This is a genomic window from Antarcticimicrobium sp. (assembly GCF_029212575.1).
Lineage (GTDB): Bacteria > Pseudomonadota > Alphaproteobacteria > Rhodobacterales > Rhodobacteraceae > Antarcticimicrobium.
The window spans coordinates 1-22,181 of the sequence record NZ_JARGPK010000061.1 but is presented as its reverse complement, the minus strand read 5'-3'; the positions used below and the strand labels follow the sequence as shown (position 1 = coordinate 22,181).

The 22,181-nt window shown below is 57.5% G+C and carries 23 protein-coding genes and 1 tRNA gene; 8 read left to right on the top strand and 16 right to left on the bottom strand.

Translation table 11 applies throughout. The features are described from left to right. Positions 1-87: 87 nt before the first annotated feature. On the top strand, positions 88-513 hold the full coding sequence (locus P1U75_RS14410) for an Lrp/AsnC family transcriptional regulator (RefSeq protein WP_300244681.1): 426 nt from the start codon (positions 88-90) through the stop codon (positions 511-513). On the opposite strand, the gene P1U75_RS14405 is transcribed toward P1U75_RS14410, so the two are convergent. After that, positions 510-971 (bottom strand): disulfide bond formation protein B, encoded by a 462-nt coding sequence (locus P1U75_RS14405; RefSeq protein WP_300244680.1) that lies wholly within the window; start codon positions 969-971, stop codon positions 510-512. The two genes, P1U75_RS14410 and P1U75_RS14405, sit on opposite strands and share 4 nt — an antisense overlap. Further along, entirely contained in the window at positions 968-1,546 is a 579-nt protein-coding gene (locus P1U75_RS14400) for a YqaA family protein (protein WP_300244678.1), read from the bottom strand. The genes P1U75_RS14405 and P1U75_RS14400 overlap by 4 nt, the downstream gene beginning before the upstream one ends. Before the next feature lie 148 nt (positions 1,547-1,694). Here P1U75_RS14400 and P1U75_RS14395 point away from each other — a divergent pair. Both P1U75_RS14395 and P1U75_RS14390 read left to right on the top strand, forming a co-directional pair. Next, positions 1,695-1,780, top strand: a tRNA-Leu gene (locus P1U75_RS14395). Between the two features lie 377 nt (positions 1,781-2,157). Continuing rightward, positions 2,158-4,128: a hypothetical protein gene (locus P1U75_RS14390; RefSeq protein ID WP_300244676.1), complete on the top strand. Its 1,971-nt coding sequence runs from the start codon at positions 2,158-2,160 to the stop codon at positions 4,126-4,128. Between the two features lie 510 nt (positions 4,129-4,638). Here P1U75_RS14390 and P1U75_RS14385 read toward each other — a convergent pair. The 8 genes from P1U75_RS14385 to P1U75_RS14350 all read right to left on the bottom strand — a co-directional run bounded on the left by P1U75_RS14385 (position 4,639) and on the right by P1U75_RS14350 (position 10,291). Continuing rightward, the gene (locus tag P1U75_RS14385) at positions 4,639-5,376 is read right to left on the bottom strand and encodes a hypothetical protein (RefSeq protein ID WP_300244674.1); all 738 of its coding nucleotides are present in this window, start codon (positions 5,374-5,376) and stop codon (positions 4,639-4,641) included. After that, on the bottom strand, positions 5,376-6,308 hold the full coding sequence (locus P1U75_RS14380) for a hypothetical protein (protein WP_300244673.1): 933 nt from the start codon (positions 6,306-6,308) through the stop codon (positions 5,376-5,378). Before P1U75_RS14380 ends, P1U75_RS14385 begins: the two co-directional genes overlap by 1 nt. 288 nt (positions 6,309-6,596) lie before the next feature. Beyond that, the gene (locus tag P1U75_RS14375; RefSeq protein ID WP_300244672.1) at positions 6,597-7,643 is read right to left on the bottom strand and encodes a hypothetical protein; all 1,047 of its coding nucleotides are present in this window, start codon (positions 7,641-7,643) and stop codon (positions 6,597-6,599) included. Next, the gene (locus P1U75_RS14370) at positions 7,640-7,849 is read right to left on the bottom strand and encodes a hypothetical protein (protein WP_300244671.1); all 210 of its coding nucleotides are present in this window, start codon (positions 7,847-7,849) and stop codon (positions 7,640-7,642) included. Before P1U75_RS14370 ends, P1U75_RS14375 begins: the two co-directional genes overlap by 4 nt. Before the next feature lie 89 nt (positions 7,850-7,938). Beyond that, positions 7,939-8,922 (bottom strand): DUF2303 family protein, encoded by a 984-nt coding sequence (locus P1U75_RS14365; RefSeq protein WP_300244669.1) that lies wholly within the window; start codon positions 8,920-8,922, stop codon positions 7,939-7,941. A 395-nt stretch (positions 8,923-9,317) separates the two neighbouring features. Beyond that, positions 9,318-9,692, bottom strand: coding sequence for a hypothetical protein (locus tag P1U75_RS14360; protein WP_300244668.1), 375 nt, complete (start codon positions 9,690-9,692; stop codon positions 9,318-9,320). Between the two features lie 69 nt (positions 9,693-9,761). Next, positions 9,762-10,061, bottom strand: a complete 300-nt coding sequence (locus tag P1U75_RS14355; RefSeq protein WP_300244667.1) for a hypothetical protein — start codon at positions 10,059-10,061, stop codon at positions 9,762-9,764. Positions 10,062-10,087: 26 nt separating this feature from the next. Next, the gene (locus P1U75_RS14350) at positions 10,088-10,291 is read right to left on the bottom strand and encodes a hypothetical protein (RefSeq protein ID WP_300244666.1); all 204 of its coding nucleotides are present in this window, start codon (positions 10,289-10,291) and stop codon (positions 10,088-10,090) included. Here P1U75_RS14350 and P1U75_RS14345 point away from each other — a divergent pair. The 5 genes from P1U75_RS14345 to P1U75_RS14325 all read left to right on the top strand — a co-directional run bounded on the left by P1U75_RS14345 (position 10,278) and on the right by P1U75_RS14325 (position 13,344). Beyond that, on the top strand, positions 10,278-10,727 hold the full coding sequence (locus tag P1U75_RS14345; RefSeq protein ID WP_300244665.1) for a peptidase G2 autoproteolytic cleavage domain-containing protein: 450 nt from the start codon (positions 10,278-10,280) through the stop codon (positions 10,725-10,727). The two genes, P1U75_RS14350 and P1U75_RS14345, sit on opposite strands and share 14 nt — an antisense overlap. A gap of 68 nt (positions 10,728-10,795) precedes the next feature. Beyond that, the gene (locus P1U75_RS14340) at positions 10,796-11,125 is read left to right on the top strand and encodes a phage holin family protein (RefSeq protein ID WP_300244663.1); all 330 of its coding nucleotides are present in this window, start codon (positions 10,796-10,798) and stop codon (positions 11,123-11,125) included. 69 nt (positions 11,126-11,194) lie between these two features. Next, positions 11,195-11,968 carry a glycoside hydrolase family 19 protein gene (locus P1U75_RS14335; protein WP_300244662.1) on the top strand — a complete coding sequence of 258 codons (774 nt, stop codon included), beginning with the start codon at positions 11,195-11,197 and terminating at the stop codon, positions 11,966-11,968. 45 nt (positions 11,969-12,013) lie between these two features. After that, positions 12,014-12,358 carry a hypothetical protein gene (locus P1U75_RS14330; RefSeq protein ID WP_300244660.1) on the top strand — a complete coding sequence of 115 codons (345 nt, stop codon included), beginning with the start codon at positions 12,014-12,016 and terminating at the stop codon, positions 12,356-12,358. Between the two features lie 179 nt (positions 12,359-12,537). Continuing rightward, positions 12,538-13,344 (top strand): DNA adenine methylase, encoded by an 807-nt coding sequence (locus tag P1U75_RS14325; protein WP_300244771.1) that lies wholly within the window; start codon positions 12,538-12,540, stop codon positions 13,342-13,344. Positions 13,345-13,531: 187 nt separating this feature from the next. Here the strand turns inward: P1U75_RS14325 and P1U75_RS14320 are convergent, their stop codons facing one another. From P1U75_RS14320 to P1U75_RS14295, 6 genes are all read right to left on the bottom strand, one after another. Then, entirely contained in the window at positions 13,532-14,443 is a 912-nt protein-coding gene (locus tag P1U75_RS14320) for a nucleotidyl transferase AbiEii/AbiGii toxin family protein (protein ID WP_300244659.1), read from the bottom strand. After that, positions 14,433-14,849 carry a DUF6088 family protein gene (locus tag P1U75_RS14315; protein WP_300244658.1) on the bottom strand — a complete coding sequence of 139 codons (417 nt, stop codon included), beginning with the start codon at positions 14,847-14,849 and terminating at the stop codon, positions 14,433-14,435. The genes P1U75_RS14320 and P1U75_RS14315 overlap by 11 nt, the downstream gene beginning before the upstream one ends. Positions 14,850-15,367: 518 nt before the next feature. Next, a complete protein-coding gene (locus P1U75_RS14310; protein ID WP_300244656.1) occupies positions 15,368-16,525 on the bottom strand; it encodes a hypothetical protein in 1,158 nt (385 codons plus the stop codon). 1 nt (position 16,526) lies between these two features. Continuing rightward, positions 16,527-16,991, bottom strand: a complete 465-nt coding sequence (locus P1U75_RS14305; RefSeq protein WP_300244655.1) for a response regulator — start codon at positions 16,989-16,991, stop codon at positions 16,527-16,529. Further along, the gene (locus tag P1U75_RS14300; RefSeq protein ID WP_300244654.1) at positions 16,988-19,897 is read right to left on the bottom strand and encodes a hypothetical protein; all 2,910 of its coding nucleotides are present in this window, start codon (positions 19,895-19,897) and stop codon (positions 16,988-16,990) included. The genes P1U75_RS14305 and P1U75_RS14300 overlap by 4 nt, the downstream gene beginning before the upstream one ends. Positions 19,898-20,236: 339 nt before the next feature. After that, positions 20,237-22,181: type I restriction-modification enzyme R subunit C-terminal domain-containing protein (locus P1U75_RS14295; RefSeq protein ID WP_300244652.1), on the bottom strand; the 1,945-nt coding region annotated here is incomplete at its 5' end.

The window sequence follows — 22,181 nt, the reverse complement described above, 5'->3', positions numbered from 1 at the left end:
CGCATAAGGGAATGCCGCCGAAATGCGTTGAGGTGAACGGGCTAAAATGGTCAAATCGGCTCGTGTATGTACGAAACGGGTGGTGAAATGGACAAAACGGACGAACGCCTGATCGCTGCCCTGCGCCATGACGCGCGCGCCTCGCTCTCGGACCTGGCGTTGCAGCTGGGGATGTCGCGCACCACGGTGCGCACCCGGATCGAGCGGCTGCAGCGGCGCGGCGATATCCTGGGCTTTACCGTGGTGCTGAAGGCCGATGCGCTGCGCGACCCGGTGCGCGGGTTGATGATGATCGGGATCGAGGGCAGGGGGGCCGCACGGATCACCCGGCAGTTGCACGGGCTGCCCGAGGTGCGGGCGATCCACTCCACCAACGGGCGCTGGGATCTGATCGTGGAACTGGGCACCGAGACGCTGGAGGCGCTGGATCAGGCCTTGGCGCGCATCCGCATGCTGGACGGGGTCAGCACCAGTGAAACCAGCCTGCTGCTCTCGACCCGGAAGTCGGCCTAGCGGGTGGCCCGGGCGGCGGCCAGCCAGACCAGCGCCAGCCCCAGCGCCGCGATGGCGTTCCAGCTGGCCATCGACAGCCCCAGAAGTTCCCACGGCACCTCGTCGCAGCGCACCAGCGGGGCGGACATGATCTGCTCCATCAGTTGGTCCGGTGTCAGCCCGCCAACCGGGGCGGAGGTGCAGGTGCTCGGGCCCTGCCACCAGCCGCGCTCGACCCCGGTGTGGTAGAGGCCGAACCCGGAGGTGGTCAGGGCCGCGACAGCGCCGAGTAGCGGCAGCGCGCGTCCACGCAGGGTCAGCGCGGCACCGCCGAGGACCACGGCGGCCAGATGCGGCCAGCGCTGCCAGATGCACAGGTCGCAAGGGGGCAGCCCGCCCAGGTATTGAAATCCCAGCGCGCCAAGCAACAGCGCGGCGGAGCCGCCGGCGGCGGCGAGGATCAGGAGTTTGCGGGTCATAGGTATTTCACCAAAAGGAAACCGCCGATCAGCAGCACGACGAAGACGGAAAAGAGGAGGTTGAGCCGCGATTCGATGAAGGTGCGGATCGGCGCGCCAAAGGTGCGCAGCAGCCCGGCCAGAACGAAGAACCGCAGCGCGCGGGCAAGGATCGATGTCGCCACGAAGGTCAGGATCGGCATCCCGGTCCAGCCCGACATGATGGTGATCACCTTGTAGGGAAACGGCGTGACCCCGGCGGCCAGCACCGCCCAGAAGCCGAAATCGTTGAACCGTGCGTTGAACTGTTCCATCGCGTCGCCCTTGCCCATTGTCGCCAGGATCGGCTGGCCGATCCCCTCGTAGGCGAATGCGCCGATGGCATAGCCCAGCAGCCCGCCCAGCACCGAGGCGACGAGCGCGACGCCCGCGATCGCCCAGGCGCGGTTGGGTCGGGCCAGGATCATCGGGATCATCAGCACGTCCGGCGGGATCGGGAAGACCGAGCTTTCGACAAAGGCCACCAGCGCCAGCGCCCACATCGCCCTTGGATGGTCGGCCAGGGCAAGCGTGCGGTCGTAAAGGCGGTTCAACATGGCTGGCCGGTCCCCGGGCTCAAGGTCTCTGACCCATCGCCAAACCATGCGCCGCCGCCGCGGTCAACCTTGGCGGCATCCCACCGGGGGACAGGGTGCGTTTTTCGCTCTGGACCTCGCCCCGCGCCTTGGGGTATCCCGGAGCGCGGCCCAAGTGGCGGAATGGTAGACGCAGGGGATTCAAAATCCCCCGCTGGTAACAGCGTGCGAGTTCGAGTCTCGCCTTGGGCACCAAATGATTTCAAGGGGTTAACCGGCCGAAAGTTGTGTGGCTCCTTGGCCGAGATCGTGCGACTCTCACACGCCACTCACATAGACCTGTTTTGTTTTTGTTCTGTTCTTCGGTTAGCAGGGCATAGCGTGTGCCAAGAGACAGCTTGTCGGGGAGGGCGGAGAGCGGTCGTTTGCTGCGATCGCGAGCCAGCTAGGCGGCCAAAATGGTAGCTGACATTCGATGTCGCCGCAGGTTGTCATAGGCCAACTTACGGCAACGGCTCCAAACGAACGCTCCTTACGTCAGATTGAAGCTACAACTTTCGGCATTTAGCGACTAACTTCAAGCTGAGGACTGAAAGAACCTTAGAAGCAAGATCAGAGCGGTAGTTTTAGACATGGCAAATATTAGCGCATTCGTTGGGCACAGCTTCCTGCCAGAGGATGAAGCCGTAGTAAGAAAATTCACAGATTTCTTTGACGAGCTTTCAAGGAGCCACGAATTCGACTGGGTTCACGCTACTGAGCCGAGACCCGACGACGTGGCCTTTAAGGTGCTCGATCTCATAGATGGTCGGAACTTGTTTATTGGAATCTGTACGCCAAACGAACGCGTAGCAAAGGAAAATAGTTTTGCAAGAACCATTTTTGGAAATTTCTGGAAGATTAAGAAAGACGAACTCCAAGCCAAAACATCTGATTGGATCATCCAAGAGATCGGCTTAGCAATCGGTCGGAAGATGAAAATCATCATCCTCCTTCAGGGGGGCGTAAGAAAGCCGGGCAGCTTGCAAGGCAACATAGAGTATATTCCATTTGATCGGGACGCGGTTGAAAAATCATTCAGTAGCATTTTAGGGATGGTAACGAGCCTTCAAGGCTCAGGCGTTAGTGCTGCGCGTTCTTCGAGATTACAAAACGAAGGCACGGCATCTGGTGAAGATCATGAAGAGCCGTTGGGCCATGACGCAGAAGAGCCAAACGACGAATGGAACGAGAAGAAGTTCGACTTTGAGTATTTTAAAGCAGTAATTTTCAAAGACGCGGAGAGGGCTGAAATTGTCTCAGACGCATGGCTCAAAAGGGTCGGCGCAGATAAAGAAATAGTGGCGATTTGGACAACTTCATGCCTGCTAATGAAGACGCAGTTTACCGAAGAAAACCACCTATCGGAAATAAATTCCATTTCCAATAATTATCCCGAAAATTCGAAAATCCAGATGAATTTGGCTCGAGCATACGAGCATTTCGAAGATTACAATAGAGCGCGGGAAAAGTATCAGGCTTCTTTGGAGATCAGTGTTGAGAACTCTGAAAAGCGGATTGCGTTATCTGCGCTTGCCCGTATTTGTCAGTCTATCGGCGACATCAGTGGTGTCGAAACCGCGATCAACGAGTTGCGATCCTTGGTCGAAACATCTGAAGACGAAAAGGACTTACTTTCGACAATAGAGAAATTGGCCTCATGGCATGGCGAAAGTAAAATTCTGAAGCTGGCCATAATGGAACGTGAACTTGAAATTGATCCGACTGATATGCAGAAACGATTTCAACTCGCATATGCGCACTCAGAAAGCGATAACAACTCTCTAACGATGTATCACTACGAGAAAATCCCAGGCGAAAAGCGCGACCACATTACTTGGAATAATCTAGGTGTGGTCTATCAGGGATTTTCGCTGCCGGGGTTGTCTGTGTCTGCCTACAAGACTGCTGCCAACCAAGGAGAAACATTGGCGATGAGCAACCTAGCCGAGATGCTCATGTCCGCTGGTTTCTTGAAGGAGGCGGAGGGCGAACTTCAGCGTGCCAAAGAGATCGATGGCGCACATAAGAACGTCGCGAAGTCGCAAGTAAGGCTCGACTCAATACCCGCAGATGAAGAAGAGGAACGAGTTAAGAAGCTGGGCGGCGCTCCAGAACTAAGCAAGTTTCTTTCGGAAGTCGGGCACCAGGTTTGGCAAGCCACTCCCAGCACAATGGGCGACACTTGGGTGGATGAAGAAGTCACACTGTTCGTAAACAAGGCGGCAGACCGCGTGACGGCCAAGGGTAGTTTCCAGAGAACACAATCGGGAAACGGCTTAGGAACTGCGCTTATTGGGAAGGACGATAAAACTGTTGAAACGTTCGACGTCACGGTTTCAGGGCGATTAATGGGTTCGGTTCTTGTTGGTCATTATCAAACAGATCGCCAAAGAAATTCGCTCAAGCCAGCTGGATTATTAGACTCCTTCCCAAACAAGAAAGACTTCATTGCCGTCTATGATAACGAGCGCCAGGTTCTTCGTTGTACGATAGATAAGGAACTCAAGGAGCTTGCGGTAAAGACACTGGCTGAAGTGCCACAATCAGAAGATGGCAAATGATGCGAAACCCAAAGTGCCCCTGTCAGCCCTTAGCTACGCGCGCGCAACGAATGGCTGGTTTGACGGGCCGCACCGCAGCGGGCGGTGACCCGGGCGGACGGCGGCTCCGGGCCGGTCGCAGCATACGACAGACAGGGCGGGAAGCAGTTTCGCTGCGCTATCGAGCTGTCGATGTCAATTCGATGCAAGCGGACATCCGAGTAACCTCGGTATCTTGATTTCTCTGCAACGCTCAATGGGAGGTTTGCGCGGTCGTACGACTGCCGCATCATTCCATGAATGACCCGCGAACGGAGCTGGGCTGACGTTCCGTGTTTGCCACCAGCCGAGTTTTTTCTTGCTGCGGTCGCAGACAATTTTTCCAGCTCAGATTAATCATATCAGGCACGGACGCCTTCGAGGTCGAACGGTCTGATATCGTGTACAAAATCAATCTCATAAATGGCGGAAATTAGGGCTCAGCCGCCGAAGCCAACAGTCTTTCATCGGTCGCACCATATTTTGTGCGGGTCAATCAAAGAGCAGCTTCAAGAGTTTTTGCCCCGCGAGGCCAATAAGAAGTCCGGGAACGATCGCGCTTTGGGGCCTTTCGATATTGGGCCAACCGAAATTACCTGTGTCGAAAATCTCGACCCCCATCAAGACCGAGAGACAGACTGCAAGAACAAGCGCGAGGTTGCCAACTGCGCCCAATATTGGTCGCCGACCTTGGCGAAACCTTTCGAGAAGGCTTGAAAAGGGTAGGTTTTTCATCTGATAGAGCCGTCGAAACACAACCCCAACCGCAAATCCAAGCATGGCATAGCCGGTCGCACCGACGGAATTCTGAAGGAGGTTTCGCCTATACGCCGTATCACCATCGGGGACATCGATGAAGCCGTTTGACCGAAGCAAGCAATATATGGCAAGACCAAAAATTCCGGCGCCCAAGGTCCAGCAAATCTCTTTCCAATCTGCCTTGGCCATATGTTTGCGCACCGCGCGCTGCGACTCGAGGATCTCGGCCTCAACCGTTTCTATCTCGGCCTTGGCCGCCGGCACGTTGCCACCATCGGCAACCCTATTCAGCGCTCCGGCCAACCGATTGAGACGCGCGTAACGTTCAGGGGTGACCACTTCGGCAGGCATCAATCCTTGCACCCGCTGCACATCATCCCAGATAGTCACAAGTGCGGCTGGTGTTGCCTTGGAAAACACGGCGTCATCGGTGGGGACAACCTGATAATCACTTACGCGAAAGACGGGCATCAGAGCCCCTCGGGTAACAAAAGCGCCTGAAACGGCACTTCAAAAATCGGTTCATTATTCAATAGGACTGTCATCGGAAAGATGCTCTTCCCAACCGGCCGCTCGTCTTGAAGGAATGCTTTGAAATTGGCAACGGGTTGCTTGCGGAAATCCTGAAGCTGCGTTGCCGTCTGGGACAACTCATCAGTCGAGAAATTTGAGCTTCCGATCTCAAACCCTAACTCAGCAAGGCCTGGAAATTCAAGCGTGATTGCTGCGACGATCGCCTCACTCGCGCCGGTTGAAGCAGCAGCCTCGACGTTCAGACCAAGGCTTGTGATAACCGAGACCTCGTAACTCGCAAAATCGTATTCGAGTCCCATGAAGACCTGAACCGGAACCGGCGGGCTTTGCAGTGGCTCCTCGCTGCCTTCGATGTAACTCTCCCACTCTGCCGGATCGGAAGGCATGTTAAACGTGACGCCGGCGGTGCGGCGCAGTCTGGGATCGTCGGGGTTCAAAGCGTTTTGGAGCCCAGTTGTGAACCGATCCCAAGACGAAAGGTCAAAGGTTTCAACGGCCTGCACGCGCAAGGGTTGCGCGTGGTCATGAAGCTCGGCCTTGCGAAAAAAGGTCTCAACCGGTTCAGTCGTGTAATCACTGCCACGACCATTCCGAAAACCAAGATCGCGCATGTCAATGTCATCTGGGCCTTTGTCGGACGTAAACCAAGCGCTTGCCTGGTCATGACCATAGGCCAGACGTCCTTGAAACAAACGCCCCGGGCGCGGGCCCTTCCAAAGAAACTGGAACATGGTTTGATCGCTGAGATTTTTGACGCAGTAGCGAAAGAAGTGATCCCCTTGCGCCGTCTTGCGATATCCCGAGGTGTAGCCCGCCTCGTAATTTCCGACATAGGCCTCGTCGCTTCGATGCTCGGTGAAAAGATGCATGTTTGGACAATAGTCCTCAGCCGAGGCCGAAGTACCCGTCACAACAAGAAAACCAGTCAGAATTATGCGCATAATACCCACCATCCCGGTACTAAATAAAATCAGTCTGCGGAAGAGACGGGCGTAAATCAAGCGCAACCGGTCAGGAGCCCAACATCGGCTTGGCCAGCGAATAGGTCAAAGGGCAATCTTCCCATTTTGCGCACGCGGTGAAAGTCCGCTATGCGGGCTGCAACCGCAGCATTGTGACACCTGATGGAGTGACGGCTATGGGCCGATAGCGCCTATCTACCGCCGCCGCTCCTGCGCTGACCGCGACAGTGCCTTTCGGCTGGCCCGTTTCCGGTAATACGCCACCATTTCGGCGCTCTGGTTTGTCACCGCCTGGATCTCCGCATCACTGCAGCCGGCCTCGGCCAGTCGGACGATCGCCAGCTTACGGAGACCATGCAGCACGTACGGCCGGGCGTTGTCTCCGAGGCCCGAGCGCCATGAGCGAAAGGCGCGTTCGATAGCGTCATAGCCCAGCGGCTGGGTCAGGTTCTTGGCCAGTACATGGCTGCCCTTGCTGGGCAGCGCATCGAGATAGGCGCGCAGGTCGGGCGGACAGTAGGTCTCAAACAGCCCACCGGACTTCTCATCCAACACCTGCATCCACTCGCCGCGAAACTGGTCGCGGCGCATGCCGATCGCAGCGTTGGGGCGCTGCCCTGTTCCGAGGATCAGCTCGGCCGCTGTACGTACATTTCGCGGTGCCTCGGCCAGTTTCTCGACCATCCAGTCCGGCCACGGCTCGTATTCGCGCTGTTTGCCGAAATGGTCGATGCCCTTCGCGGGGTTGGGGCCGAGCGGCCAGTCCAGCTTGTCGGCCGCGTAGTTCCACAGCAGGCTAACGGTCTGCAAATACTTGTCGGCCTTGCGCGGCGTCGCTGCCAGCTTGTCGTGCGCCGCCCGCACCGCCTGGCGCGTGGTGCCTCGCGTGTCCTTGTCCCGGTTTTTCTCCATGATCCGGTCCATGTCCCGCCGGTAGGATGCCTTGGTGCTGGCCGACAGCCGGTTCTGCACGCGTGGGTCTTTGCGCCAGGCGATGATCAACTCGCCCCAGGTGTATTTGGCTGGAACCTTTTGTCTCTCATGCCGCCCGGCCTCGCACGTCCAATAGAGGCGATCGAGTTCCCGCGCATCACCCTTCCAGTTCAGCAGAACGGCGCGCTGCCGCTGTTTGCCGTCCTCCATCCAGCTCACGCGATGATAGGGATCCCAGCGCGCCCGGCTCTTGTTCCATTTCCATGTCAGACGCGGCTTGGCGATCCGGGGCTTGGGCGGGCGTATCACAGTTCGAAGTCCTGACTTGGGCGAGCGGCCGACCCGGTCAGGATGGCGCGAAGATCGTCTACAAGCCAGAGTTCGATGTCTCCGGCCACCGTGACGGGGGGCGGCAGCGCGCCCAGCGAGACAAGGCGGCGAAAATCACTGCGCTGTATGTCGAGCATTCGGGCCGCGTTGGCTTCTCTGACAGCGATTTGAGTGACCTTGGTCATTTCGTGTCCCTAGGTTGGATCGGCGGCGCGGCAGGGAGTGGGGCCGCGCCGCCGAAACCGTGCCCTGGCTAGAGGCGCGGGTGGTTCGCTCAGGTCTCCGGCGTGCCGATCAGTAGCGGCAGGTCGGTTTCCTCGGCGGCCTTGTTCACGGCCTCTTCGAAGGCGGTGTCAAGCGCCGTTTCGGGGTCGTAGAGCGACAGGACGAACTGGACGCTGCCGCCGCGCTTGCGGTAGCGGAACTGCAGCGTGAGGCGAAACACGTCGCCGGCCTCGAACACCGGGATCGCGATCAGGAAGAGGTTGGGCAGACGCAGCGGCTTGCCGGCGGCGTCGGAGTGCTTTTCCTCGAAGCGTACGGTGCTTTCGCCGGTGTCGCGGTCGGTCGAGATATGCAGATCGGAGCTTTCGTGGACTTGGAATTCGCGGCTCAGGTGGATGAGCTGATGCACCTGCCCGAACCGGCCCATGATCTTTTGCGCAATCTCAAGGTTGCGGGTCTCCCAATCCTCGGTGGTCTCGACCTTGCCGGGCGAAAGCAGCGCCGGGGTGGGGTCCATCAGATCTTTGACATGATCGTCGATGAATTCGGAAAGGTCATCTTTCGAAAGCGGTTGGCCGCTGATCTTCATCCAGGCCTGCCACTCCTTGGACAGCGGGAAGTCATAGGTGCCCCGGTGGTCGCAATGGGCGGCACTGTCACCCTCGGGGCCGAGGTTGGTCGGGCCTGCGCCGTGATAGTTGGCGATGCAGGTCAGGCTGGGGGCGTCGCGGCGGGGATCGGCATAGAGCACGCTAGTCTCGCCCTGGAACCGGTTGGCCCAGCCGATCAGGCTGTCGAGCGTGCGCAGCCTGGCGGTGCCCTTGCGCCGGGCCGGGCGCAGCCATTCGAGAGCGTCGTGGAAATGCTTGGTCAGATCCTTGATGTCGCGCCCATGAGGAACGCTGACCAAGACGGGCTGGTAGTGGATTTCGTCCGGCTCGGGGTGATGGATTTTCTCGGTCGCGCCGAACTGTTCCATCGCCTCGCGCATGGTTTGGGCGACGTTTTCGGGGGTGGGGTGGTCTGCTTCCATGGTCTTGCCTCTCATGGTGGTGGGTTCAGGTTTAGTTCATGTCGGAGCGGCGGAGCGTCGCAGCAACGAGAAGCGCCAGCGTCGTGCCTGATGGGTGGTGGTGTGCGATAATCCCGACCCGCCGTTTCGGCGATGACTTCGCGGCGATCTTTGCTTTCCTCTTCGCGGCTGCTTTCTTGGCGGCAGGTCGTGCGTTCTTCCTCGGCATTGGTGCCTCCAAGATCAGGTAGGTTTGAACTTGCCGCAGCGGCTGCACCGGGTGCCGTGCAGAAATCCGACCTGTTGGCCGCCGCCCGGTGCCGGGTGGGTTCCGATGAACGCGCCGGACTGCCAATCGTGCTCGGCACGGCAGGGAAAAAGGCGGTTCAGCAGGTCGCGTATACGGCGCATGGCGGTCACTCAGCCGCCGGGGTGCGGACTTCGCGGGGGCGCTCGCTGGCGTCGCGCACGCCGCTGTGCATCTGGGTCAGCATGGGCGAGTGCAGCGAAAGCTGGCCGTCCGGGTTGACATAGGCGACGCCGGCGGCGGCGGGGGCCTTCGGGGCCTTGGTGTCGAAGGTGCCGGTGATCGAGACATCGCCGTGCTTGTTCATCTGGTAGTTCAGCGCGATCTTGAGTTCGCCCTTGGGCTTGCCGCCGTGTTCGTCGCGGTGGTGCAGCAGGGCGCGCTGCAGCTCGGTATTGGCGGCCAGCACCTCCTGCAGGAAGTTGCCGCCGTCGAGCAGCGCGAAAAGCTGGTCGAGGCTGCGGATTTCGAATTGGTGGCTCATGGTGATCCTCTGTCGAAAAAAGCGGCCGGGGCCTGTCCCCACACCCCGGCCAGTTTGCGGGCGCAGGTTTCAGCGGCTCCGCGTTCGAGGGTGAGTGGTGGCGAGGGCAGCGTCGTTCAGGATCAGCGGCGCGGGGCCGTCATAGCCCTTGCGCCGGACATGGCGGGCAACGCGCGCCCGAATGCGGGCGGCGCGGGCGCAGGCGGCATCGGCCGGGGTGATCAGGTGGGCCGAGGGGCCAAGGCGGGCCGGGTCGATCTCGCGGCCTCTGGCGGCGGCATGGGCGGCCCAGGCCTCGGCGAAGAGGGCGGGCAGGGCGCTGTAGGTCGCCGGATCTGTGAGCACGTCGCGCGGGGTGGGTCGGGTCATGGCGATGGTCCTTTCGTGGGTCACGGTCAAAGCCCCCAGAGGTGAATTGCGATCAGCGCGGCGGTCGCCCCGGTCAGCGCCAGCAGCGGCGCGGTAAAGACCTGGTCGAACCGCCGGGCGAAGAGGTTGCGGATCGCCGTGCGCAGGGCGAGGGCGAGCGTGACCACGGTCAGCCCGGTCATCGCGACGGTGGCCATTGCGGTGGCGTAGAGGAGGGTGGCGGTAACCACCCGCGCGCGCGAGGTGATCGAGGTCGAGAACGGCACCGCGATCAAGCGCACGATCACCGAGACGGTTCAGGTTCCGGTGTTCGATAAATTCCCGATGCGGGATGAGGCCGGCAACGATCTGGGGGCGCACCGGGCGCCTCGTATGATCGAGGTCGAGAAAGTGATCGAGAAAGAGGTTGCGCATTCCTATGCGGCCGATGCGGTGCCCGAGGGCGTGACCGTGCCTGCGGACGCCGCGCGAACCACGCAGCAGCGCAAAGTACTGAACCCGTCGTATGATCCTGACGTTCCCTATACCCCGCGCCTGGAGCGCCCGGAATGGGATGCAGTGGGCGTGCTGGGGATTTGCCGGGTGCTCAAAGGCCAGCCGGTGGCGCCGTCCTGGATCAAGATGCGGGATGTGAGCGCCGGCGTCGAGGAATGGCTGGTGCGTTGAGCGCCCCCGAACAGTTGAGATCAAGGCACCCGCCGCGCGCGGGTTTTTTTGTGCCCGGAGGAAACAGGATGCACGACCCCACCCAACCCACCAGCCTGATCGGCTGGATGCAGGCGATTTTCGGCGGTGGCGTGACCACCCTTATCGTGGCCGGCCTGGCCCGGTTGATCTGGCACGGGCAGGAGGCCCGGGCAGGGCGCCGTCCGTGGATCGGCTGGCATCTGGCCTGGGAGGCGCCCACGGCGGTGGCCATGGCGGTGGTGGCCGAGGCCGGCGCCTCCTGGGGCGGTCTGCCGCCGACCGTCACGACCGGCGTGGTCGCGGTGGTCAGCTACCTCGGCCCGCGCGGGTTGTTCGAACTGATCGAGCGGCGCTGGGGCGCGTCACCCAAACCCTGATCTGACCCCTGATCCTGAATTTTCTGCAATCGCCCCGTCCTGTGCGGGGTTTTTCTTTGGAGCTATCCCATGCCTGACATCCTCACCTTTGCCACCCTGCAGCAGATCACCGGGCCGATCGCGCCCGGCAGCGCCCAGGAGCGCAATGCGCGCTCTTTCCTGCTGGCGCTGAACCGCCACGGGGAGGCGTGCGGGCTGAACCGGCCGCACCGGCTGTCCTACCTGCTGGGGCAGGTGCTGCTGGAATGCGGCGCCTTCCGGTATGACCGCGAGATCTGGGGCCCGACCCCGGCGCAGGCCCGCTATGACAGCCGCACCGATCTGGGCAACACGCCGGCGCGCGACGGCGACGGCTATCTCTACCGGGGCCGCACCGGGATCCAGATCACCGGGCGGGGCAACTACCGCGCCTTCACCCGGTGGGTGCGCACCCTTGATCCCACGGCGCCGGATTTCGAGGCGGATCCGGATGCGGCGAACCTTGATCCCTGGGAGGGGCTGGGGCCGCTCTGGTACTGGTCGACCCGGGGGCTGAACGACTTGGCGGACGCGGGCGATCTGCGCCGGATCACCCGCCGGATCAACGGTGGCTATACCCATCTGGCGGAGCGTCAGCGCTTTACCGATCGGGCGCAGCTGGTGCTGCTGGGCCATGGCCCGGAGAATCTGCGCGCCTTCCAGCGCGGCGCCGGGCTGGTGGTGGATGGCCGCTTTGGCCCGCAATCCCGCGTGGCGCTGCGTGCGGCGCTGCTGGCGCTGCCGCCGATCCTCCCCGCGCCACGCCTCCAACCTTCCGCATTCCGCGCGCTTCTTGCGCGGATCTTTCCCTGGCTGGCGGCGTGATCCGCCGGCCGTTCCCCCCTCAACTCCTGAAACGAGGTATGACCCATGACCCTGAATGACCTTCTGGTGCAGCTGCAGCCCGCGCTGATCAGCACCCTGAGCCTGGTTCTGTCGATTCTGATCGGCATTGCCGCCCGCGAAGCCAAACAGCGCTTTGGCCTCGATATCGAGGCCCGCCACCGCGAGGCCCTGCACAGCGCGCTGATGAGCGGCGCCCGCGCCGCGTTCGAGGACGGGCCGGGGGCAGGGCGCGATGTTCTGGTGGAGCGCGCGGTCGCCCATGCGCGGGCCTCGGTGCCCGACGCCATCGCGCGGCTCGGGGCCAGTGACGCGGTGCTGCAGCGGCTGGCGGCCGGCAAGTTCAACCTGGTCGATCTGCCGCTGCGCTAACGCGCGCCGACCCATGCGATTGATCCTTCCGCCTGCAGGGCGGGGGGATCGGGTGCTGTAACACCCTTACCCACGCAGCCATCCGTTGAAAGTAGCTGCGCCGACATGACCTATCAGAAAATGTCGCCCGACTCTCGCGAGAGTGGGCGCTGCATATTCTGGAATCATCCATGACAACAATGACAAAGGTGCGCCCGGCCGCACCCGTTGCCCCCTGGCTCGGCGGCAAGAAAGCCCTGAGCGCCCGTATCATCGAGCGGATCGACGCTGTCGATCACGCCACCTATGCCGAGCCCTTTGTCGGCATGGGCGGTGTCTTCCTGCGGCGCAGCTGGAAGCCGCAGCTCGAGGTCGCCAATGACTTCAACGGCGAGATCACCAACCTGTTCCGCATCCTGCAGCAGCACTATCCGCAGCTGATGGAGGTGATGCGCTATCAGATCGCCTCGCGCCGGGAGTTCGAGCGGCTGCGCAAGGTGGATCCCTCAACCCTGACCGACCTGCAGCGCGCGGCCCGGTTCCTCTATCTGCAGCGGCAGGCCTTTGGCGGCAAACCCGGCGGGGTGTTCGGGGTCGCAACCGACCGGCCGCCCCGCTTCAGCCTGACCCGGCTCGAGCCGATCCTCGAGGCCGCCCATGAACGCCTGGAAAACGTTGTCTTCGAAAACCTCGACTGGTCGGACCTGATCGCCCGCTATGACGGGGCCCAGACGCTGTTCTACCTCGATCCGCCGTACTGGGGCGGCGAGAACGACTATGGCAAGGGGCTGTTCGATCGCAGCCAGTTCCAGACCATGGCCGAGCAGCTGGCCGGGATCCGCGGCAGATTCATCCTCTCGATCAATGACCGCCCCGAGATCCGCGAGATCTTCTCCGGCTTTGAGATGGAGGAGGTGAGGCTGAAATACTCTGTTGCAGCCGGTGGGTCGACCGAGGCCGCCGAGCTGATCATTGCCAACTTCACGCCCAGGGTTGGGTTGATCTGAGGGGGGCGCCAGGCCGGTCCGGGGCAGGGGCCTCGGGTCGGCGGGCGGGAAGGGCGACTTCCGGAACTTCGCTGTGTCATGCTCAAATGGCAGGAACGGGCAGGAAGCAGTCGGTCGCCAAATCACCCTGATCGGCAGGAAGGCGCAGAAATCGGTCTGTGCAAAGCCTGGGTGCGCTGGGTGGATCCTATGAATCGCGGACGCGTTGAGCGAACCGTTGGACTGAATCGAAGGCTACAGGGAAGTCAGGCCTATCGCCATAGACGAGATCGCCCAGAAGCTTCGTATATTCTTCGATGAAGCCCGGATGGCTAGCCATCACTTCGAATGTTCGGAGCGTTTCAGCTTTTGGATCTTCCTTGTAAGCTGGATAGTCGTCAGCGCGGCTCGCAGCCTCTAACATCATGGTAGTCAGGGCTATTGTTGCAGCATCGTCCAGATCATAGTGGCCATCCATTCGTGACAGGTCGTAGACATGACGAACAAGCGTATGGTCCAGTTCACCTAGGCCTGAGAAAGCAAAACCACTACGACGTCCCAAAGCCACAAACTTGTCTGCTGCGGTTTCGATGAGTCTAACGCAGGCTACGCTTTCTGCCTCGGGTTTAGCCCCCTCGGCTTCAGCGATGAACGACGAAACCGGACACTGCTCTGGATCGGCACAAATCGGAAAAGCGGCGAGTTCGATTTTGATTTCCGGGCGCAAGACGCCTTCCCCACTCGCGATGGCTTCATAGGGCAGATCGTAACGGACGTATCGGTCGCTTTGTTTGACGGCATAGTGCCCATCTACCGAGAATCCTGCTGCACTCAGCCTCTCGTTCACTTCGCCTCGCAGACGCTTGAGGGACCCGCGTGAACGAGCATTGTCCCCTACGATACGTAGGTCAATGTCTTCCGACATGCGTTCGAGCAGACGGTAGGCGCGGCCCAATGCCGTCCCTCCGCCGAATGCCAACGTCAGGCCATCGACCTGCACATCGTGGATGGCCGCGAGGGCCCGTACGATAAACCAGTCCTTTTCCACCAAGGAAGCCGAAGGAAGGCCGAAATATTCCTGCGTCTCGAGAAGGGTTCTAAGTTCTGGTCTATCGTTCAACGCGAAGCTCCGTGCGACCATCAGACAGTTTTCTGGTGAAACGAGTCTTTACTTTGACGGTCGGATTCACCGGGATCTGGGTCGAACGACCTTCATTGTAGGATTTGGTGGTGTCGCTCAACTCCCAAGGCACACCGAGCTTGCTAAGCGCCTGAAGCGCTGCGCTGTGAAAACCATTGGAACTGGCGACCATGACACGACCGGACAGGCGTGAACGCATCGCACGAGCATAGACACCATAGCCAAGCCGTAACAGTGTCCCTTCATGCACCAACGACCTAAGCGCACGCAGAACCTGATCCTCACCGCTGAGATCGGCGAAGTCACGTGGCACAAAAACATCGGTCCGCTTCGTTCTGGTGACGCGAGTCTCGATTCTTTGTTTCAATGTCTTGGTCCGGCGCATGTTCAGCCTTCCTCTGCAAGCACCCGACAAATAGTGTATGCAAAAACCCGACATCAAACAAGGTTCTATCTTGTCATCTTTTCGCTTTTCTAGCGCCGCGGTGTAGGAAGGCCGTTTCCCACCATCTCAGCCGGAGCCTCCAACCGATATAGGCCGGAGCGACCGGCAACTTTGGGCTGGCTCCCGACCTTCGCGGCACCTGGCACGAACGTCGGCGATGCGCAGGAGCGGGGTTCGCAAAGTTCCATGGAACGGCCCTTTGCTGGCGTTCGAGTTCCGTGCGGCGAACGACAGCGTCAAGCCAACAGGACATTCATCCCTAGCTGGCATGATGCGGCGAGGGACGCCAGCTGAAGTCTGATCATTACTAATGCCGTTGTACGATAACGAGGAGAACCAAAATTGTTGTGCGTCCGTAATGCATTCAGTAGCCTTAGAGCTCCGGGCACCCCTCGGTTATTGAGCTATGGGTCACCGATAGCAAGCGCCCGTTTGAGTCTTTTTCTGTAGGACGCTGTTTAGATTGCCTCAGTCAAGAGCACTTCAAGACCCTCGACAATTACGCGCGCAGACGTAACCGCTCCGTAGATATGATACTTGTCATCCTTAGAAACGCCCGCATCATCGACCACACCTTTTGCAGCAAAGAAAAGAGGCTCATGGATAGAAATACTCGCCGCGCGATAGACCGAAAAAATTTCCATCTCAACTGACGCAAGTTTGCGGTGCTGCGCTTTGATCTCGTCTCGCTTTGTCTTGTCTGCGACGACAGCAGACCCGCTTGCATGTGTAACGAACTTTACCGAGCGTCCAGAGAGTTCAGGAAAGCCCAAATTTGATCTAATGGAACCGTTGACTTCCGACGTCAAGAGACGGTGGGATAGCAGTGCTCTTACCGTCTCTGGTATTGGAACCTGGTAGAGCTCAAACGCGAAACCATTCTTTGTCCATTTGCCGACTTGGTATTCAAAACAATTTTCGGCGATCACGATATCTCCAATTTCGACCTCTCCAGGTATCCCAGCACATATGCCAGACATGCAAACGATCCGCGGCTTAAACGATTCAATCACGCGGGTCGTTGTGATGGAGGAGTCGACCACACCCACCCGAGGCGGCTTAACAATCATGCCCTTGCGCCCGCCGATGGAGATTTCGCTGCAATCCAATCCCCTAATGAGGCGCTTCTCCCCTATCATAGCAGAGGTATACTGAAAGGCCTCACGTTCTTTTTCCAAAGCGCAGACAATAACAAAGTCGAAGACCGACGCATTCTGAATTTCACAGAGTTTTCTGCTTAGAGCAGAGCTCCATGAATCCTCATTGTGCGAATAGTAAACGATAGGGATGTTCAACTCATTAAATGCTCGGCTTCGGCCATCCAGAAGATCCAAGAATCCGGTGATTGCAATTGCTCTAGTATTTTTATTAAGTTGACTGTTCGCCAATACCTCCAGTATCTCAGATGAAACATCAATTTCCTGTTCACCTTCTCGCACAGGCAACATCAAATCGACAATTATGAGATCATATTTGGTCTGATAAACCTCACGTGTTGCAGCGCGCATCGTAGATGCCCGAACAACCTCAAGGCTGCCGCCACCTAGCAAAGATGCTGCAATCTCCTTAAGAGCCGCAAACTTTTTCTCATCGTCTTCAATAATCAGTAGTTGCAAATTAGCCCAAATCCTTAAGTACGTTCGATAGTGTTGTTGTCCATGAAGCCTGATCCTCCCGCATGTACCTAATGCATGCAACGATATTTGCATCGAAATATCTCTCAGGCACGCTTCGCATTTTGCTGACCGGCACTTGCTCTCCCTCAATTTCAATGTCAGGATACTGCGTCAGAATTACAACCGGGACAGATCTATTTTCCTCCTCAAGTCGGTAAATGATCTCCACCCCCCCCGACAAAAGAGAAGCTGTTGATCCACCGCCCGGTCTAAGCTGTCGGCTCGGGAGAGCAATATCCAATATCACTAAATCGAAGACTGATCCCCTAAGAGCTTTGACACCGCTCCCCACATCTCCAACCACTAGAACGGCGTAGGTTGGCAGCTCCCTCTTAAGCAACGACTGAATATCATTCGCTTTGAATTCATCGTCTTCGATTATCAGAATACGGCCGGACATCTTCATGCCAAAAGTTCGAAGAACAAATTCACGCCAAATTCTCCATTTTCGATCGAGTACTCCACCCTTTTTAGTTCACGGGTGGTGTCTCGCAGATGGGCGAGTTTCTTAAAACCACTGCCATGGTCCAAGCTATTCGCGTCAGAATTGTCTCCCGAAAGCGCTTCATTCATCTTGTCTTTGATTTTCGTAGCTTGGGCATCAGAACAACCTGTCGCGACAACCACTAAAAGCTCCCTGTGATTGTCTTTATCGCGCACAAACTCAAGCTTCCTTCTAATCTTAATGGGTTGCTTCCCATGCTTTGCGGCATTTCCAAGGAGAATATACAATGCATCATAGACGATATGATAGGTGCCTCCGGTGAGAGTAACCTCGCTTACACCTTGGGGCTCAAGAATTGGATCAAAATTCGGGAAGGCCTCTTGGACTTCTTTCATGACCGCGTCAAAAAGCAAAGTAAGCGGTGCTGATGGAACCATTTCTTGCGGTTGATGAAACCAACTCACAACAGATTTGAAGAGCTCGTCTGTTAGATTGTTCGTGGTTGCACAGAATGCCGAAACCGCTTTGCGCTCTGCGTGGCTTGCTCTTGCGAACTCTGTAGCATCCAGCGTGCCCCAGTGCGTACGCCTTGATATTAGGAAACCTCTTATGCGGACAAGATCTAGTTGTATCAACTGCCAGCAAGACTGAATGATACCGTTTATCATGTCCATAATGTTATCTGATTCCAAAACTTCGAACAGACCTCGCAGACTTCCACGAGTTATATCAACCTTCGGTGTTTCCCAGATATTGGTATTTAATAGGCCGTGCGGCTTTGCTTTTGGGGAGTAGACTTGCAAATAGTCCGCCCCAAGCTTGTTGACATTCTTTTTGTAGCCCTCAAGCCATGTGTCCAGGTATCGTTGAGCCTGCAAATTTTCAGAAAAATCATTTTCTTTTGCGGTTGAGATTGACTCCTCGATCTTAGAAATTAGAACCCCCGCTAAAGTTCCATGGCGAATACGACGGCCCAAATACGATGCGATTCCAAAATGAGTGTTTTCACAGAACTCTTTGTAAGCGGCCTGCAAAACCTTTGCCATCCTCACTTCCGGTAGGTAGGAATCCTCCTGCCCGCCAAAGCCGCCAAGAACAGCAATATCTGTCAATTTAACTTCTTCTCTAGAAATGGCTGCGATCTCATCGAGGTAGTTGTCTTGAATCCAATGTGCGAATCGGACCTTATCTACATAGATGCGAGTGTCATCGATAGCTCCTCGTACTTGTTGGATACGCGCGTCAATCTGCATGATGCGGGCGCGTTCCGCATACGTCTTTTCTCCATATGTTTCTGAATACCAAAGTAGAAGGTCTGCTCTTATCTGCAATACTGAAGCATCTTCTGGAACCACTTCATACAGTAACTCTAGGAACCGTTCATCGCAAAGTTCAAACAGGTACTGAGCAACTACTGTCGCCTTTTTGTTTAGATCACTGAAGAAGGCTCTGAGATCTGAGTGGTAACTGTCGCACACTAGGTTTTCAAAAGCCGTTCTCAGGCGACTGGCGGCTCTTGGACTGCCTGTGTGTTGTGACTTCAGTGTAAGGATGATCACCTGGAAAAGTGGGGCGCCGTCACCATGCTCTAAGAGAATATCGAGGTCTGACTCACCCAAGAGAGTGTCGATGTCACTGGTGGTGTTCATCAAAGCGAGTAGATCACTAGTATCCAGTTTTTTTTCTGTGTATGGCGACTGCATTAAGTTGAGTACTGCAAGCGTTCGCCCAAAAATACTTTCCGATTTCGGGTCGAAATAGTCTTGTAAACTCGCATCGTTGGAGCTGTCTACGCACAGCTCTTTTAGAGAATTTACACCGCGGTAGTATAGCCGGTTCAACCCTCTTGAGTATTCGTCCTCAAGTTCGTTCCGACTTTTGGGATCACGATATAGAGCGTCAACGCGCGCTCGAAACCGAGTTATCGAGGCGATCTCAAGCCAGGCAATGGAATCTCGGTATATCTGAAAGGTTTTGTCTTTGGAGCCTTCGCTTCTTTTCATTAGGCTTTTTGTGGGTTTCGAAGCCAGTCCATCCCAAGCCGCACAAAGTCGCACCAAACCGGTCATTGATCGGACATTCAGTTTAAACCGATCGCCGCCATCCAGATTCAGAACATTTTCAAACAGAGTGAACGCGGCATCGATTAATGAAGCTTGTCGCTGACTTCTAAGTTGAGCGGAGAAGCCCAGTTGCGTGCGCTGAATAGGAAAGAACAGCCATTCACCAATGTCGTTCGAAAACGCCGTTCTGTTTCCAGCACGTTCCCTTGATGCGATATTTCGCCGTATTGAGAGGAAGTTATAGTCTGCACTGAGCATGTCTACTGCGCCTCGCGCAACGAAGTTTCTCTGCCCCATTCCGCATGAGTCGAGGAAGATTTTGCACCTTGTGACCGTATTTGGATTAGCGCTAGGGTGTGTGTAGATGTATGAAGCTTTGAGTAGTATTCGGATAGAGTGCCCATATTCTTCTGCAGTTCTCTCAATAAGAGATTGTGCGTCTCCTAGGTGCTCTTCATTGATTAGAATATTAATTTCTTTGTATGTCTCTATGAACTGTAAGAGCTTGCCTTCGTTTGTAGCCAACCGGGAGCACAGCATCGCGATCTCAACTTGTAAGCTAGCTGTTTCTAGAGATACGTAGCGGTCGAAGTTGGCAGGTTGCTTCGGGAACTCTACTGGCAGGCTAAGGCCTTTGAATAGTGCACTGCCATATAGCCAGTTGGCGACAGCTCCAGCATCTTCCAGACTGGTTTCTTGTCTCAACAAATTCAATGTCTTAAGTGTAGCGCTGTTTGCGTCCTTACCTTGGAGTCCTCGAAGCTGGTTTTTTGTCTTTTTCGACCTAATGTTACTCACCGTCATTATTTCTTTTCGCGCTTTGCTTCCAAGAGGGTTTCTTAATTCGCCTGTTTGCCATATAGACACGACCGAGGTTAATGCCACTTTCTTTGAGGAGGCAAGGAAAGCCTTGTGGTGCCACGCTGATACGCGGTGTTGCCCCAGACAGGCGAGCGGGCTTTGCTTTGCAGGCTATGCTGGGTGCCGATGCTCTTCTTCCCGGGATCTGGACCGGATCAAACGAGAATCTACAGCGGGTTATCGGCTTGGGGCACTGTCCTTCATGAGCCGGGTGACGACCGTCCACTTCCTGCGCATCGCGGACGTTCGTCTTGAGCGCAGCGAATCTCCACTCACCGCCCATCATGCAGCATCCGCAGCGTCGTTTATCGCGCGCACAATCCGGATGATTTCTGACGTCTGGTCCTTGTTGAACACGCCTTCGATCCCAAGACCATCGATATCGGAGAAAGGGCTTTCGTAGAAGCGGGCTGGTTCGACCATGCCTCCTTCGGTCAGGTGGTCGATGATCATGTCGATGAACTCGGTCTGATCGGCGTTGAGCCGGTTGGATGTCACGAAGGTGCTGAAGGCCTGTTTTGCGGTCGAGCGATCAAGGCCCACAAGCCCCCTCAGAAAACGTCCCAGGGGTTGCTCCCTTTCGATTTCTTTCAGTGCCGTCGTGTCTGCCACGCCCTGCTCGATCAGCATTGTTTCAATTTCCTCCAGATCCAGCCGTGTTACTGGTTCGCCCCGGTGGATCTTTTGCAAGGCGATGTGGTTTGCGTGTGTTTCAATGAAACGACGCACCTTCATTTTGAAGCGGGTCTTGTCGACGCCGCCGCCGACCTCTGGAAGATCGACGGTTTCACCTTCCCCGATTTCATCCTCGAAGTTCGTGATGACGATCTTGCGTTCGCTCGGCTGAATCAGGTCGGCCAGGCTGCGCAACCGTCGGCGAATGTCCTCGAGGATCTCGACGGTGAGATCCGCCCAGAACGGGTCTGTCTGCATCTCGAGAATAAGCGGCATCTGCTTCGCAACGGTCGGGATGTTTGACAGAGCTTCAAGGGCACTGGCGAAGGTGATCAGCCGGCGTTGGAGCGTCGTGAACCCGGCTTCGCCCCTTAGCAGGAGCAGTTGGGCGTTCAGGATCAACAGATCGAACTGCTTTGCCGGGAGCGGATCGTCGACATAGGCGGAGGGCAGGCCCGCGATGTCCTCGCTCAGCGTCATGCGGGCGTCGAGATCGAGCGTTGCCCAGCTCTTCTCATCCTGAAACAGCTCCACCGCCCGGCGTTTGTCACGGACCATGAAATTGTCGACTGACATGCCCATGACCTCATCACGGAGCCGGGATTTCAGGGTGCCGAGAAGGTCGGAGTGATCGTCCTGCTGTTCCTGAAGATCGCCGATCAACTCCACGCGGGTCGCGAAGAGACGCTCGCCGATGGGGCGGGTGCCGGCGGCCTCCCGGACATCCGGGTTTTCCCGGAAGAACTCCAGGTTCTGGCAGAAATCGAAGATCAGGAACTCTTCCTTGTCCTCACCTGGGCTGAACAGATCCGGGCAGAGCCGCGTCCCCCGACCGACCATCTGCCAGAACTTCGTCTTGGACCGGACGATCTTGAAGAACACGAGGTTGACCACCTCGGGCACGTCGATCCCGGTGTCCATCATGTCGACGGATACGGCGATATGAGGGGCTTTTTCGGCCTCGGAGAACTCGTCGATCAGGGTTTGGGCATAGGACACGCTGTAGTCGATCAACCGGGCGAAAGTCCCGGCCAGATGCGGGTAGTTCGCGTCGAACCGCTCAACGATGAATTGGGCGTGTCTGCTGTTCTTGGCAAAGATGATGGTCTTGCCCAGCCGGTCGCCGCCCGCCACCTTGATCCCATTGCGCATCAGGTGTTCGAGAACCTTGTCCACGGTATTCTTGTTGAACAACCATTTGTTCAGGTCGTTCGACTCTACGCGGTCCGGGACGGTGCCGTCCTCATCCCAGTCCAGGGCATCCCATTCGTCTTTTTCCTCCTCGGAAAGCTGATCATATGCGATGCCATCGCGCTGGAACCGCAACGGGACGGAGATCGAGCGCGGCGGCACAAGATAGCCGTCCTCCACCGCATCTTCGAGATCATAGGCATCGGTCGGCACCCCGCGTTCGAGGTTGAACAGCGAATAGGTGTCGTGGTCGATCTCGTCCTTCGGGGTTGCGGTCAGGCCGATCAGGAAACTGTCGAAATACTCGAAGATGGCGCGGTATTTCCGATAGACGGAGCGGTGCGCCTCGTCGATCACGATC